The sequence below is a fragment of the uncultured Gordonia sp. genome, from assembly GCF_937858515.1.
GTDB lineage: Bacteria > Actinomycetota > Actinomycetes > Mycobacteriales > Mycobacteriaceae > Gordonia.
The window spans coordinates 18,979-35,050 of record NZ_CALLZT010000053.1 but is presented as its reverse complement, the minus strand read 5'-3'; the positions used below and the strand labels follow the sequence as shown (position 1 = coordinate 35,050).

Here is a 16,072-nt window from a genome sequence, read left to right as displayed (position 1 = left end):
GGTTCACGAAGGGTCCGGCGACCATCGACGCATGACGTATCCACCGCCACCCCAATCACCAGGAGAACAATGAAATTCGAACCGCTGTCCGGGGGCAACGGGTGCTCGTTGCTGAGCGCCGTTCCCGGCCCCGACCTCGCTGCCGCCGGATACACCGAAACCGATTACGCCGCTTCGGGTTCGGTGACGGGTCTGACGCCCGACGGCCCGGTCGGGGAGGCGGAGTTCACTACGCGGGTCCTGGTCCGCAGGCCCGCCGACGGCGCCGCGTTCAACGGCACCGTGGTGGTGGAGTGGCTGAATGTGAGCAGCGGCAACGACACCCCGGCCGAATACACGTATGTGTCACCGGAATTGGTGCGTGGTGGATACGCGTGGGTCGGCGTGTCGGCGCAGTTCGTCGGTGTCGAGGGTGGTTCGGGGTCGGTCGGTATCGGAGGTGACAGCCTGGCCACCAAGGATCCGGAACGATATGGTGCGCTGCACCATCCCGGTGATGCCTACTGTCACAACATCTTCGCCGAGATCGCCGACGCCCTGCGCACCGGTGATCCGCTCGCGGGATTGACCGTCGAGAAGCTCCTGGCGGTGGGTGAATCGCAGTCGGCGATGGCCCTGACCACCTACGTCAATACGTTCGCCGCCGAACACAAGGTGTTCGACGGCTTCCTGATTCATTCCCGCGCACTGGCCGGACTCCCGCTGGGCCCGATCGGCGCTGGCGTTGACGTCACCGAAACCTTCCGCGGCGCACCGGCGCCCATCCATGACGGACTGTCGGTACCGGTGTTCACAGTACAGACCGAAACCGACCTGCTCACCAATTTCCGCTATCACCTGGCCCGGCAACCGGATTCGGATCTTATCCGCACCTGGGAGGTGGCCGGTTCGGCACACGCCGACCTGCATCAGGTGGGCCCGTTCGAGGAGTACCTCGGCTGCCCCGACCCAGTGAACCGCGGCCAGCAACGCTTCGTCCTGCGGGCGGCGTTGCGCCACTTGAACACCTGGGTACGCGACGGTATCGCACCACCGGTCGCGCCGCCGCTGTCGCTGAGCACCACACTGCTCGGCGAGGAGACGGCCGAGCCGTTCTTCGACGTCGATGATCTGGGCAATGCGCTCGGCGGTGTCCGGACCCCCTGCGTCCAGGCCCCCACCCAGATTCTGTCCGGCATTGTGCCCGATGCTATTTCGCGCATCTGCATGCTGTTCGGCTCCACCAAGCCGATCGACTCCGGCGCGCTGACCGCCCGCTACGGCACCCGCGATAACTATCTCGACACCTACCGCTCCCACGCCGACGCCGCGATAACCGCCGGTTTCGCCCTCCCCGACGATCTCGACGAACTACTCGCCGACGCCCGCCCCGACCTCATTCCCGACTAGCGTCACCCGACGATCAATGGGGTGTTCCTCGAAATGGCGTCAAAATCGCTGTCGGAGTGGATGACCGGAATCCCGGAACGAATCGCATGCGCCGCGATCAGGCAGTCGATCAATTTGCGCACGGTCTCGCCGCCGCGGCGACATGACCGATAAATCGCGGCAGCATCCTCGAAGTCGGTCGACTGCGTCGTGATCAGCGTCGCCCGGGCGAGCAACCCACGAAGATCGCGGAGATGACGTTCGTCGCGTGCACCGGCAAGAAGCTCCATCCGGTCCGGATCGCACACGGCGACCTCCCGATCAAGGAGTTCGTCGACCCGGTTGCAGACCGGACTCCCGGTGTTCCGAAGAAACTCGATCCACGCGGAAGTAGCGATGAGGATCACTCGAACCGCCCGGCACGTATCTCATCGAGGTCGCCATCCCAGCCCGAACCGCGCGGACCGCGCGCATCCTCCACGGACAGGGCTTCCTGGGCAAGTGCCCTCAGCGCGTAGTTGACCGCGTCGCTCTTGGTTGCGAGGTGATAGCGGTGCATAACGAGGTCGCAGGCCGCGTCATCGATATCGATATTGGTGTGAGACATACACCAACAATGCACCAACCGAGTGCGTCAGACCTTGGTAACCTCCACGACAATTGCGACTTCGCTTCGTGCGCGTTGTACTGCGGAACTGCGGCTCGGCGTCGGTCATGAACCCGTGATTGACCGCCCAGCTCTCCGTCGCCGACCACCTCGCCGGTTGAGGTGCGAGGTCGCCCGGCGACCGAGCCTCGAAACCACGCAAGTCGACATTGTCATCTCACCGGATTTCGAGGCTCGCGGGGATCGCGCCTCAATCGGCGGAGGTGGCAAACAACACTCTTCACACGGTGAGGACGACCTTGCCGGTGGCGGCGCGCGCTTCGAGGCACTGCAGGGCGTCGACGGCCTTGTCGAGCGGGAAGGTCGGTCCGAGAACTGGTTTGAGGGCACCGCTACGCAAATGCGGCTCCATCGCGGCCCATTCACCGGCGATGTGGCCGGGCCGGGGCAGGCAGTAGGCGCCCCAGCCGACGCCGGTGACGGAGATGTTGTTGAGCAGCAGGCGATTTACGGCGACGGTGGGGATCGAGCCGGCGGTGAAGCCGATGACCAGCAGGCGGCCATGTTCGCGAAGGGTGCGCAGCGAGTCGGTGAACCGGTCGCCACCCACCGGGTCGACGACGATGTCGACGTTCTTGCCGACGGCATCCTTGAATCCGTCGGCGAGCACATATTCGTCCGCTCCGGCAGCCAGCGCGATCGCGCCCTTCTCGTCGGTGGACACCACGCCGATCACACGTCCGGCGCCGAAGGCCTTGGCGATCTGGATGGCACTGGTGCCGATACCGCCGGCCGCACCATGGATGAGCACAGTCTCACCTTCGGCAAGATGTCCGCGTTCAATGAGCGCGAAGTAGGACGTGCCGTAGTTGAACAGGAACGACGCGCCTTCCTCGAACGACACCGAGTCGGGCAGCTTGAACGTCAGATCCGTCTGTGCCACAACCTGTTCGGCGAATCCACCCAGCAACGGCAGCGCACACACCCGGTCCCCGGCCACCAGACCCGACGATTCGGGTGCCGACACCACCACACCGGCCACCTCGGCACCCGGAATGAACGGCAGCGGCGGCTTGACCTGGTACAGCCCACGGGTTTGCAGTAGTTCGGGAAACGCCACACCGGCGGCCTTGACGTCGATCAGCACCTTGCTGTCGTCGGCCGGTGCGGGCACGTCGACGACCTCGATCGCCTCCGGACCGTCGAGCTTGCTGATGTGAATGGCGCGCATTGGCGGCTGAACCCTTTCGGCGGAGGGCGCGGCGAATCCCGCGCCGATGCCCACAACCCTACCTGAACCCACATTCAACTTCAATGAGCAGGGATGGCACCCTACATGCGGGCACGCGGGCCACGTACTCGCTCAATGATGAGGCCCGGACTCGGCTACCTCTCCGCCACCCGGCACACTTCCCGCCGCCGATCGTTCAGTCGAAGACGTCGCTGATCGCTTCCGCCGTGGCCGCCCGGCTCAGCCATGCCTCGAGCAACTCGACATCGCCACAACCCCGCACGCGTTCGCGCACCTCGTCGGGCACGTCGATCCCCCGCGCCCGAAGGACGGTCAGGACAGCAACACCAGCTTCCTCGGCCTTGCCCTCAGCCTTGCCTTTGGCCTCACCGTCACCGAAGTGCTTCCGTGCGAATGGGGATTGATGTTTCCATGTCGTCGTAGTCATAAGTCGCTCCCAACGCGCGCGGGCAGCCCCCGAAAGCACCGCCCAGATCAATTCAGAATACACATAGCCATGCTCGGGATCAGTGCCGATCGTGTCGGCCAACGCCTCCAAAACCCCAGGTACATCGTGGTGCGTCATCGCTGACAGCATCGCCAGTTCCGTACTCGACCGAGCCCGGTCAACATCAGCGACAACCGGCACCACCTGCGGCCCCACCACGATCGGCGTGATCACCGACGCACTCCCGATCTGGATCGGTTGCGCCGCCCACCGCGCCACGCCGTCATCGACGCACACCACCAGTACCTCGACCGGGCACCGCAGTCGCTGCCGCAACGAGATCACATAGCTCGGCCACGAATACGCCTTGTCGCCGTCGCGACCCAACTGCACCTCGACGACAATCCCCAGGACCGCACGACCGCCCCGATTGAGGGTGACCACCGCATCGGCCCGCCGCTCGGTCGGTACCACCTCACTCAGATCCGCCGACCCGATCTCCGCCGACTCATACTCGGGCACAACAAGATCCGCGACGCCGGTGAGCATCTCCCCCGCAAACGCCGGACACAACCGGATCAACTCGACGATCGCCTCATGCCGCATCGATACCATACTCGCGAGCATAGAAGTCACCTACGACATCGATACCTGTCGGCAACCCGGCCGACCGTGTCCTTTCGATGGCAGTCCGCCACCCGGGCGCGCCGGTGTTCGCGCCGCAGACGACAACGATCGGCGGGACTCACCGAGAGTTTCCGCCCATCAATCATGCTGCACAGACCCAGGATTCGGTCCGCCCGACCGAGTCGGCACTACGCGGTGGCGGTGCCACGACTTCACATCCGCAGTGCGCAAAGCTATTTCAGGTATTGAGAAACGAAAAGGGTGGGAGTTCCGAAGAACTCCCACCCTTTTCAGGTTTTGCCCTCAGGGCCGAGGGTCAGCCCAGGCTGAACGGACGACCGTAGACGCCCACAACACCCTTGACGGACTCGGTCTCGACGACAACCGTGATCTTGGCCTTCGCCTCGGCGAAGCCGGCGCAGCCTTCGAGGTTGATGCGCTCCTGGCTGTAGGCGACGCCACCCTTACGACCGGTGAAGGTGTAGTCGTTGACAGCGTCGTCATCGTCGTCAGCCAGCTGGATGATCGGAACGTAGGCGGTCTGGCCCGGGCCGAGCGACAGGCTTGCACCCACATCGGCGCTCGGGGTCACGCCCGGACCGGTGGTCGTCGTAGTCGTCGGGTCGTAGATCGCCGCACCAGTGCCGAGGTCGATTCCGGCGAGATCGCCGCCCGAAGTCTCAACGCTCGGCGGTTCGTACGATGCGCCGGCGTTGCCGCCACCGCTGACACCGACACCGACCTGGCAACCGACGATGTAACCGGCAGCGATGGTGCCGCCCTCGGCCTTGCCACCGACGGTGACGCGGACCTTGCCCGACACCCATGCCTCGCGGGTGGTGTTGAACGACTCGACGACCGAGTGGACGCGCGAGACCTTCTGACCGAACAGCTCGACCTTAACGGGGGTCCCGTCAACGAGCTTCTTGGTGACGGTGGTGCCCGGGATGTTGCCCGCGGCGGCGCCACCGGCACCGATGGCGCTGAGGCCGAACGCAGAGACAGCGGCGAGGCTGACTCCGGCGACCACGCGGCGCGTGATGGTCTTGCTCATGATTCCCCTTCGTGGAATTCAGATCTGCCTGACAGCAGATAAATCTCAGTAGTTGTTGCTGGATATCTGCTGGAAGGTCAGCTCACAAAGAAGGGCTGGCCGTACAGGGTGGTCTGGATCAGCGAACCTTCACCGGTGACCGTGTCGTCATCCTGGTTGATGTCGTAGCCCTTGGCACCGATGGTCTTGACGTAGGTGCGAGCCGACGCGTAGCCACCGCAGTTGGGGAACTCGATCTCGAAGCGGGACAGCTGGATCGCCGCGGTCTTACCACCGGCGAACTTCTTGTCGGCGAGCTTGAAGACGCCGGCCTGTCCGGGGGTGATCGGCAGGCTGACGCCGCCGGTCAGGGAGATCGCACTGGGCAATCCGGCAAGAGGGTTGCTCGCGGTGGCGCCGGTGATGGCACCCACGATGTCCAGCCCGCCACTGCTCGTCACCTGGAATCCGCTGACGTCGATCTGGCAACCGGCGATGACGTACACGTACATCTTGCCGCCGACGTCTTTGCTGGCCTTCGAGGTGTAGACACCGGAAACCAGGGCGGTACGGCCGAGTCCGTTGTAGGCGACGCGCTTCACCGAGAACTGCGACTCGTGCTGACGCCACGTACTCAGCTTCTCGCCGTCGACACCCGATGCGGACTTGTATCCGTCGCGCAGCGGCGCGGCAGCGGCGCTACCCGTACCCATGGTTCCCAGGCCCAGTGCCGCAACGGCGGCCAGAGCTGTCGCACCAGCGGCGCGGCGCAGCCCAAGCTTGCTGAACTTGCTCATTCGTTCCCTCTCAGAGGATGTTCGGCTTCTTAAGACGTGGACTACGCCCACACCCCCGGCCACCGGCAGTGTCGACGTCCGTGACCAGTGTGTGTCGACCCCCGCCTCTGCGGGTCGTCATCACGAACATTGCATCTCCTGCCGTGGCCACCACGGTCTCCTGTGAGAAGGGGTCCTACTCAGGGGTCGACCGCAGGATCTTCCCGGCTCCCGGAGGTCGGAGGCCGGTTACATCAACGGGAACGGTATCGGAGTTGTCTCAGGTGCGGCAACAGATGCACTCAGTGATGTCACAAACCGACACCGGAAAGTGACATATGCGCTGTAGGGAACGTATATGTGCGGACTTGTTAACAGAAGGAAAACACGCAGCACTGACGGTGTTACGTGACCCCTGCGCTACGTGTGGTGTGGCGGACGGTTGATGTCGTACCACTCTCGGGTCATCGGATTGTGATCTTCATCACATTCAGCGGCCAGGGACCGCCCGGAGCCCGAACCGAAGATCGCATCGAGCCTGCGCCGCCGCCGCCAGTCCGGCTCACCCGGTGCCGATTCGGCTCTGTATACAATTTCGGTCGATTCGGGCAGGTCAGAGCCTGTCTGATCAGACAGGTCCGCAGACTCGCCACCGGCTGCGGAGGTCCCGGATTCAGAACTCACTGATCGACTCGATGACGTACTTTGCGAGCGGAGCGACCGTCGCCATGCCGTCACGGACCGCTGCACGCGAACTTGCGATGTTGACAACGAGCGTCTGACCCGACAATCCGGCGAGACCACGCGAGAGCCCGCCGTCAGTGGCCCCGGCCGCCAGCCCCGAACTGCGAACGGCCTCCTCGATGCCCCGCAACCTGCGATCGAGCAGCGGCTCGGTGGCCTCCGGGGTCACGTCGCGTGCCCCCACTCCCACGCCGCCCACCGACACCACCAGGTCGACACCACCGATCACGGCGGTGTTCACCGCGTTGCGGATCTCGATCTCGTCACCCGGCACCGTGACCGTGGCATCGACGTGGAAACCGGCCTCGGCGAGCAACTCCCGCACCAGCGGCCCCAGCGGACTCGGGCGTTCGCCATGTGCGGCACGATCGTCGACAACCACCACCAGGGCACGCCCGATCTCATCGACCGGCGCCGACACCGGGTCCTCGTCGCGATGGCGCTGCACGAATTCGCGGGCCGCCGCGTCCGCGGCCACCACGTCCTCGGGATCGATCGTGGAACCCAGGTTGTTCATAGTTGCCTCCCTCACCATGCGGCCGCCCCGCCGCGCCTGCACACCGACGCGAGCACACATACGCCGGGCAAATCGTCGCCCTAACCCATCTGACCAGCCTCGCCCGCCACAGGCCAGTGCTGCGGGCGGACTCTTGCGAACTCCTCAGGGTCGGGCCACGCCGTCTCAGCCGACCTTCAGATCCTCCAGGGTCACCGTCGCCGTCCTGGACTGCCCGTTCACCTCGTAGGTCACCTGAACCTGTTCGCCCGGCGCATGCGAGCGCACCGCCGCCACCAGGGCATCACCCGAGGCGATCAGCCGGTCACCGAACTTCGTCACCACCGCACCGCGCGGAATACCCGCCTTACCAGCCGGACCGTTCGACTGCACATCCGAAAGCAGGGCACCCGTCTGGCCTGTGCCGCCCGCGGTCTGCCGCACCGACACGCCCAGGCCGGCATGAGTCGCCGAACCCCGCTCCTGCAATTGCTTGGCCACCCGGTACGCCTGATCGATGGGAATCGCGAACCCCAGCCCGATGCTGCCGCTGCCGGCCTCCGAACTCGAACTGCCGCCGAGCGTCGCGATCGCCGTGTTGATACCGATCAGCGCACCCCGCGCGTTGACCAGCGCACCACCGGAGTTGCCGGGGTTGATCGCGGCGTCGGTCTGGATGGCGTCGATCACCGACGTCGTGCCCGACTCACGGGATGTGGACACCGGCCGGTTGAGCGCCGAGATGATGCCCGTGGTGACGGTGCCCGCCAAACCCAGCGGCGCACCGATCGCGATCACGTCCTGACCGACGGCCAGGTTCTTGGAAGTACCCACCGAGATGGGCCGCAGACCCGACTTGTCGGCCTTGAGGACCGCGATATCGGAGATCGGATCGGTACCGAGCACCTTGGCGCGTGCCGACGTACCGTCGGAGAAATTGACCTGCACGTTGTCCGCCGGGGTGCCGGTCAGACTCACGACGTGGTTGTTGGTCATGATCACGCCGTCCTCGCTCAGGACCACGCCCGAACCCTCACCCTGCTGATTGCCCACCGTCACATCGATCGACACCACTGACGGCAACACCCGGGCCGCCACGTCCTGCACCGAACCCTTGGGGGCGTCGACCTGCTGGGTGGCCTGGCTGTTCGGGTCGCCGCCGAGCGGGCCGCTGCTGACGGTCGTCGACGCCGACGGCGCATCGTCGTTCAGGTTCGCGCCCACCACCCCACCGACTCCACCGGCGACCAGCGCGACCGCCACCACGCCGGCGGCCGCGAGCGCCTTGCGGCCACCCTTCTTCTTCGGGGCGGCCGGCTGGAACGAGAGGTCCTGCGACAGGGGCCGCGTCGTGGCGTGCTGCCGGTCCGCGGGCACGCCGCCCTCCTGCGGCACAGTGGGGTCCGACGGCGAAGGGCCGAACGGCGACGTCACGGGCTGCGCACCGGCGTACTGGTCCGCACCCGGTTGACCCGCGGCGCCGTAGGCCGGATATCCGGCGGGTGCGAAGCCACCGCCGTACGACTGCTCGCCGACGCCCGGATAACCCGAAACCTGTTGCGTCGGTCCATATTGCGGCGAATTATCCTGCCCCTGTGCGGGATTGGCCCACGCCGACGGCGCCGCACCCGACTGGTCCGCACCGGGCTGGACGGGAATCGAACCTGTACCGTATTGTCCGGCAAAAGGATTGGGTATAGCAGCGGTCGGCTTCTCACCGAATCCGGCCGACTCCGGCCCAGGAACACCGTCCCGGTCCAAGCGCGTGGTGGCCGATGACGGGTCGACGGGGTTCTGGCCCCCGCCGCCGGGCCCAGCACTCCCGCCGGGCACACCCTGATCGCCGTATCCGGGGTCGCCGTATCCGGGAAAACCGCCCTGCGAGCCGCCACCGGTCATTGTGTTCTCCTCATCCGTTCCACCTGCACGCGTTCCACCTGCAAGACGGGCACCGCCGGTACCCTGTCGTACCGGCATTTGCCGTCCACCACCCTCGGTTCGGGCCAGTGAAGTCTATTCCTGTTCGGGTTGACTCTATGTCTAGTGCCCCGAGCTATCACCGCGCTGATACGAACCTGGGGCGCACCCATGAACTCGCCCGCCACAACCGAACCGCACCTGTTCTTATTGACGAACGACACGCGGCGTCGGTTCCATCGCCACCGGGTGGCCGGGCAACCGCAGCCTGATCAGTGCGCCGCCGGCTTCGGACTGCTCGGCCACGACGGTGCCGCCGTGCCGCTGCACCACCTGCCGGACGATGGCCAGTCCCAGCCCGGAACCGGGCATCGACCTGGCGTCCGTCGATCGGTAGAAACGCTCGAACACCAGCTCTCGATCCTCGGCCGGAATGCCCGGGCCCGAGTCCGCCACCGTCAACTCCACCGTCGTCGGATCGATCTGATCGAGGACCACCTGCACCGCATGGCCACGCGGGCTCCACTTCGCGGCGTTGTCGAGGATGTTCAGGATCGCCCGGCTCAGACCATGCTCCTCACCGAATACGAACCACGGCACCAGCGTCGTGACGAAATCGACGTCCGAACGGCGGCGGCGCGCCCGCTCCAGCGAGCGTTCGATGATGTCCACGAGATCCAGCTCTTCGACGATCACATGTTTGGCATCCTCGCGCGCCAGGTCCACCAGGTCGCCGACCAGCGTCGACAACTCCTCGATCTGCGCGAGCACATCCGAGCGCAACTCGATCATGTCGGAGGCGTCCATCGCCGGCGCGCCCGGCGCACTCGCCGCCATCAGCAACTCCAGATTGGTCCGCAACGATGTCAGCGGCGTCTTGAGTTCGTGCCCGGCATCGGCCACCAGGCGCGACTGTCTGTCCCGGGACTCTGCGAGCGCAGCCAGCATCGTGTTGAAACTCTCGGTCAACCGAGCCAGCTCATCGGTGCCGGTCACCGGGATCGGCGTCAGGTCCTGTGTCTTAGCCACCCGCTCGGTGGCACGGGTGAGGCGGGCCACCGGACGCAGACCGGCCCGCGCCACGGCGGTACCGGCGAGCGCGGCGAACGCGACACCACCGCCGCCCACCACCAGCAGCACCCACGCCAGTCGTTTGAGCACCCGATCGGTGTACACCAGACTGTCGGCCAGAACCACGGTGTAGCCGTTGGGAATCTTGCGGGCGAGCACCCGCCGCCCGCCGACGGTCCGCAAACTCTGTACCACCCCTGCCGACTCGGGCGCATTCATGACGGCGAACTCGGGCAGACCCATCGGCACGTCACCGATCCTTAGAATCAGCCCGCTTTCCGACTCCAGTAGCACTGTGATGCTCGTCGAGAACACCGTGCCCTGTAGCGCCATCTCCGGCCCCTGCTCCAGCATGCCCACCCGTGACATCGCCGTCAGGCCGTCGGCTCTCGACTCCAACTGTTTGTCGATGTCGTTGTACATCGCCCGGTGCACCGTGAAATACGCCGCGGCGGCCATCAGACTCACCGACACCAGCACCACCGTCGCCGCCAAGATGGTGACCCTGCTACGCAACGACACCGTACTGGTCAGCGGCATCGGCGCCCGCATCTCCCGCGGTCTGGGACGCTGCGCACTCAGGGCCACCGCTATGCCCCGATCACGGCGGGGTCTCCCGCAGCACATAACCCACACCGCGCACGGTGTGGATCAGCCGCGGCTCCCCGTCGGCCTCGGTCTTGCGGCGCAGATAGCCCACATACACCTCCAGCGCGTTGCCCGACGTGGGGAAGTCGTAACCCCACACCTCCTCCAGGATTCGGCTGCGCGAAAGCACCCGGCGCGGGTTGGCCATCAGCATTTCCAGCAACGAGAACTCGGTGCGGGTCAGGCTGATCGACCGGTCGCCACGGGTCACGTCCCGGGTCACCGGATCGAGGGTGAGATCGGAGAACTCCATCGCCTCCGAATCCTCCTCCGAGGCCGCCGCCGACCGGCGCAACAGCGCCCGCAACCGGGCCAGCAGCTCTTCGAGCGCGAATGGTTTGGGCAGATAGTCGTCGGCACCGGCATCGAGGCCCGACACCCGCTCGGACACCGTGTCGCGGGCGGTGAGCACCAGAATCGGCAGGGCGTCGCCGGCCGACCGTAACCGCCGGCACACCTCAAGACCGTCCAGGCGCGGCATCATCACGTCAAGAATGGCCAGGTCGGGCCGGTCGGCGACGATCTTCTCCAGCGCTTCGAGTCCGTCGCCGGCGGTGTCGACGGTGTACCCGTTGAAGCTGAGCGAGCGCCGCAACGATTCCCGCACCGCACGATCGTCATCGACCACCAGAATCCGCATACGTACATTCTTAATATTCACGACTGTGAACGGGCTGAGACACGCAAAACCGGCGGTTGACAGCGCATGATCCCCCGAGTCCGCATCACAACCCGAATCGGGGCTGTGAGGTCTGGTTGATAGTGACGTAACAGGGGCAGCGTGGTTGGGAAACATGACATCGCGACCCTCGAGTCCGTGACCACCACGACCGTCTCCTCGCTGTGCGCCTATTGTGGCGTCGGCTGTGGCGTGGATTTCGCGGTCAGCGCCGACGCAGGTGAGACGGCCATCACGAAGTCCGTGGGCACCAAGAACCATCCCACAAACTTCGGGCGGTTGTGCACAAAAGGCTCGACCACTTCCGACATGCTGAACGCGGGTGGCAGGCTCACCTCCGCCCTCGTGCGACCCACCCGCGGCGCACAGCCCGAGCCCGCCGACGTCGACACCACCATCACCGACACCGCTCGCCGACTGCGCGCCATCATCGACGAACACGGACCCGACTCCGTCGCGTTGTACGTGTCCGGTCAGATGTCGCTGGAGGCGCAATACCTGTCCAACAAGCTGACGAAGGGATTCATCGGCACCAACCAGATCGAATCCAACTCGCGACTGTGCATGGCCAGCGCCGGCACCGGCTACAAGCAGACCTTCGGTTCCGACGCCCCGCCCGGCTCGTATCAGGATTTCGATCACGCCGACGTGTTCTTCGTGATCGGCGCCAATATGGCCGACTGCCATCCGATCCTGTTCCTGCGCATGATGGATCGCGTCAAGGCCGGTGCCGAGCTGATCGTCGTCGATCCGCGGCGCAACACCACCGCCGAGAAGGCCGACCTGTTTCTCCAGGTGAAGGGCGGCACCGACCTCGCCCTGCTCAACGGTCTGCTGCACCTGATCATCGAGAACGGGCATACCGATCCCGAGTTCATCGCCGAGTTCACCGACGGCTTCGAACAGATGCCTGAATTCGCCGCCCAGTACCCACCGGATGTGGTCGCCGAGATCTGCGGGATCGACGCCGACGACCTGCGCCGGGCCGCCGAACTCATCGGCACTGCCGAGAACTGGATGTCTTGCTGGACGATGGGCCTGAACCAGTCCACGCACGGCACCTGGAACACCAACGCGCTGCTCAATCTGCACATGGCCACCGGTGCCCTGTGCCGGCTGGGCAGCGGACCGTTCTCCCTCACCGGCCAGCCCAATGCGATGGGTGGTCGCGAAATGGGTTACATGGGACCGGGATTGCCCGGTCAGCGGGCCGTACTGTCCGACGACGACCGCGCGTTCTGCGAAAACATCTGGGGCGTACCAGAAGGCACCCTGCACACCCGTCTGGGCGGCGGCACCATCGACATGTATTCCAAAATGGCGGCCGGAGACATCAAGGCATGCTGGATAATCTGCACCAATCCCGTTGCGTCCGTGGCCAATCGGAAAACCGTCATCGAAGGTCTCGAACGTGCCGAACTGGTGATCGTGCAGGAGACGTTCGTCGACATGGAGACCAGCGCGTACGCCGATGTCGTGCTACCCGCGTCACTGTGGAGTGAGTCGACCGGGATCTTCATCAATTCCGAACGCAATCTCACTCTGTTCGAACCGGCGCTGACCGCACCCGGGCAGGCCATCCCCGACTGGCTGATCATCGCCCGCATCGCCTGCGAGATGGGTTACGCCGACGCGTTCACCTATGCCGATGCCGAGGAGATCTTCGAGGAGATCAAGCTCTTCCACAATCCGAAAACCGGCTACGACCTGCGCGGAGTCACCTACGACAGGCTTCGGACAACCCCCATGCAATGGCCGTGCCCGCCGCCGTCGCCGGAGCGGCCCGACCCCACCGCCGATGGCGCCCGCAACCCGATCCGCTACCTCAACGACGGGGTGAGCCAAACCCTGTACACCGCACCCGACGGCAGTGTCCCGAAGCTCGCATTCGCCACCCCGAACCGTCGTGCGCAGTTCTTCGCCCGGCCGCACATGGACCCGTTCGAAATGCCGGACGACGACTATCCGATCCTGCTGAACACCGGCCGCCTCGCCCACCAGTGGCACACGATGACCAAAACCGGGCGGGTCAAGAAGCTCAACAAACTCAACCCGGGACCGTTCGTCGAGATCCATCCCGATGATGCCGCGAAATACGCTATCGCCGAAGGTGATCCGGTGGAGGTGGCCTCCCGTCGTGGCCGCGCGGTCCTGCCGGCATCAGTGTCCGACCGGGTACGGCCCGGCAACTGCTTCGTCCCGTTCCACTGGAACGACGCATTCGGCGAACACCTCGCCATCAACGCGGTCACCTCCGACGCCATCGACTCGGCCTCCCAGCAGCCCGAGTTCAAGGTGTGCGCGGTGACCCTGACCAAGGTGGCCCTGCCCGCCGACACATCGACACCTGCCGCGGATACGGCAGAAATGCCCGCAGCCGCCGGTGCGGAAGAGAAATGGAGTCCGGAGATGCTCACTCTGCTCGCCGAATCGCTCGGCGTCACCAGCGTCACCGCCCCACAACCCGACGACGCCGAACGCATCTACCTGGCCGGGCTCGTCGCCGGGCTCCAGGCCAATCCCACCGGCGTACCGACCATCCCCCCGGACGCGCCGCTGCGCCCGGAGATCCGCAACTGGGTCGCCGGATTGTTGTCGGGAATGTTCGCACGCAGTCACATCGCCGGTACCGCCGCCCTGCCCGCCGGGTCGTCGGCGATCGCGCCGTCGACTCCGGGTGAGGTGATCATCGACGCCGAGACGTCGTCCGGCACGGCGACCGAAACGATCACCGTCGCCTGGGCCTCGCAGACCGGCAACACCGAGGAATTCGCCGACGAGTGCATCGCCAAGCTCAAAGAATCGGGACGAGAAGTGATTTCGCGGCCGATGGACGAATTCGACGTCAAGGATCTGAGCGGGACGGTGCTGTTCCTGACCGCTACCACCGGTGACGGCGACCCACCCGACAACGGGAGTTCGTTCTGGGACACGCTGTCGGGCGACGGCGCCCCCGATATGTCGGGGATCAAATACTCCGTGCTCGGTTTCGGCGATTCCAACTACGATGACTTCTGCGGCCATGCCCGCAAACTCGACGAGAGGATCGGTGCGCTCGGCGGGTCACGGATCGCCGACCGCGCCAGCTGCGAACCCGACTACGAGGACACCGCCGGCGGCTGGCTCGACAACGTCATCAAGGCGATGAGCCACCACCACCCGCCTACTCCCCCGGCACCGGGCGATCGGGTCGTCGTGGTCAGCGAACCGGCCGACTCGTCAGCCGCGCCGTCGATCCGCACCGGTACATTCTCCCGGAAGAACCCGTTCGTCACCACGCTCACCCGAAACCACCGACTCAACGGGGACGGATCGGCAAAGGACGTGCGCAACTTCGCCTTTCACCTCCCATCGGACATCCTCCCCTACACCACAGGCGACGCCCTCGGAGTATGGCCGCTCAACGACCATACGCTTATCGATGAATGGCTCGACGTCACCGGCCTGACCGGCGACGAGCCGGTCAACGTGTGGGGCGACGACATGACATTCCGTCGTGCCCTGCGCGAGCGTCTCGAGTTCGCCAAGGTATCAAGTGATTTCGTCCGGTTCGCCGCCGACCGCAACGGGTCCGGCGACCTGCACGCGCTCGCCGCACCGGGAAACAAACAGAAGCTGACTGACTGGGCGTGGGGACGCCAGCCCGTCGACGTCCTCGCCGAGTATCCCGTCGAAGCATCGCCCGAAGAATGGGTCGATGTGCTCAAATCGCTGACACCGCGCCAGTATTCGATCTCGTCGAGCCCCAGGGAGAAGGCCGACGAGGTGCAGTTGACGGTGTCGACGGTGCGTTACAACCATCTCGGCAGACCACGTGGTGGCGTATGCTCCACGTTCCTCGCCGACCACGCCGACGACACCCAGGACATCGGTGTCTTCGTCACCCACGCCGCCAATTTCGGGCCACCGACCGACCCCGACACCCCGATGATCATGATCGGCCCCGGCACCGGCGTCGCCCCGTTCCGTGGATTCCTGCACGAACGCCAGGCGCTCGGGCATGAGGGCCGCAACTGGTTGTTCTTCGGCGAGCAGTATTCGGCCACCGACTTCTACTATCGCGACGAGCTCACCTCGATGCTCTCCGACGGCCTGCTCACCCGCCTCGATGTCGCGTTCTCCCGTGACCAGGACCGCAAGATCTATGTCCAGGACCGGATGCAGGAGCACGGCGCCGAGTTGTATCGCTGGCTCCACGACGGCGCCCACGTGTACGTCTGCGGCGACGCCTCCCGCATGGCCAAGGACGTCGACCGCACCCTCAAAGGCATTGTCGCCCAACACGGCAGGCTCTCCCCCAAGAGCGCCGAAGCCTACGTCAAGGCCCTCGCCGCCGAGAAACGCTACGTCCGCGACGTCTACTGACCGAGTCCGCAACTTTCTGTGCTATGGGAGGAGGTCGGGGTGGTAGGCGGCCAAGAGTATCA

12 protein-coding genes are annotated in these 16,072 nt (G+C 65.4%); 2 read left to right on the top strand and 10 right to left on the bottom strand.

The features are described from left to right. Positions 1-69 precede the first annotated feature (69 nt). On the top strand, positions 70-1,389 hold the full coding sequence (locus Q0627_RS04165) for an alpha/beta hydrolase domain-containing protein (RefSeq protein WP_298807834.1): 1,320 nt from the start codon (positions 70-72) through the stop codon (positions 1,387-1,389). A 2-nt stretch (positions 1,390-1,391) separates the two neighbouring features. On the opposite strand, the gene Q0627_RS04160 is transcribed toward Q0627_RS04165, so the two are convergent. The 10 genes from Q0627_RS04160 to Q0627_RS04115 form a co-directional block, all read right to left on the bottom strand. Continuing rightward, positions 1,392-1,775, bottom strand: coding sequence for a PIN domain nuclease (locus tag Q0627_RS04160; protein ID WP_291015413.1), 384 nt, complete (start codon positions 1,773-1,775; stop codon positions 1,392-1,394). Then, positions 1,772-1,975, bottom strand: coding sequence for a type II toxin-antitoxin system VapB family antitoxin (locus tag Q0627_RS04155; RefSeq protein ID WP_291015411.1), 204 nt, complete (start codon positions 1,973-1,975; stop codon positions 1,772-1,774). The genes Q0627_RS04160 and Q0627_RS04155 overlap by 4 nt, the downstream gene beginning before the upstream one ends. Before the next feature lie 280 nt (positions 1,976-2,255). Then, entirely contained in the window at positions 2,256-3,206 is a 951-nt protein-coding gene (locus Q0627_RS04150) for an NADPH:quinone oxidoreductase family protein (protein WP_291015409.1), read from the bottom strand. 196 nt (positions 3,207-3,402) lie between these two features. Continuing rightward, entirely contained in the window at positions 3,403-4,281 is an 879-nt protein-coding gene (locus Q0627_RS04145; protein ID WP_291015408.1) for a hypothetical protein, read from the bottom strand. Positions 4,282-4,597: 316 nt separating this feature from the next. Beyond that, positions 4,598-5,335, bottom strand: coding sequence for an MspA family porin (locus tag Q0627_RS04140; RefSeq protein ID WP_291015407.1), 738 nt, complete (start codon positions 5,333-5,335; stop codon positions 4,598-4,600). Positions 5,336-5,412: 77 nt separating this feature from the next. Beyond that, positions 5,413-6,111 carry an MspA family porin gene (locus tag Q0627_RS04135; protein WP_291015405.1) on the bottom strand — a complete coding sequence of 233 codons (699 nt, stop codon included), beginning with the start codon at positions 6,109-6,111 and terminating at the stop codon, positions 5,413-5,415. A gap of 652 nt (positions 6,112-6,763) precedes the next feature. Further along, positions 6,764-7,351: a molybdenum cofactor biosynthesis protein B gene (locus Q0627_RS04130; protein ID WP_291015403.1), complete on the bottom strand. Its 588-nt coding sequence runs from the start codon at positions 7,349-7,351 to the stop codon at positions 6,764-6,766. 165 nt (positions 7,352-7,516) lie between these two features. Further along, on the bottom strand, positions 7,517-9,229 hold the full coding sequence (locus Q0627_RS04125; RefSeq protein ID WP_291015402.1) for a S1C family serine protease: 1,713 nt from the start codon (positions 9,227-9,229) through the stop codon (positions 7,517-7,519). A gap of 225 nt (positions 9,230-9,454) precedes the next feature. Continuing rightward, positions 9,455-10,870, bottom strand: coding sequence for a HAMP domain-containing sensor histidine kinase (locus Q0627_RS04120; RefSeq protein ID WP_291015400.1), 1,416 nt, complete (start codon positions 10,868-10,870; stop codon positions 9,455-9,457). Between the two features lie 49 nt (positions 10,871-10,919). Next, positions 10,920-11,606, bottom strand: a complete 687-nt coding sequence (locus Q0627_RS04115) for a response regulator transcription factor (protein ID WP_298807829.1) — start codon at positions 11,604-11,606, stop codon at positions 10,920-10,922. A gap of 177 nt (positions 11,607-11,783) precedes the next feature. Here Q0627_RS04115 and Q0627_RS04110 point away from each other — a divergent pair, with 177 nt between their 5' ends. Continuing rightward, on the top strand, positions 11,784-16,010 hold the full coding sequence (locus tag Q0627_RS04110; protein WP_298807827.1) for a bifunctional nitrate reductase/sulfite reductase flavoprotein subunit alpha: 4,227 nt from the start codon (positions 11,784-11,786) through the stop codon (positions 16,008-16,010). Positions 16,011-16,072: the final 62 nt, after the last annotated feature.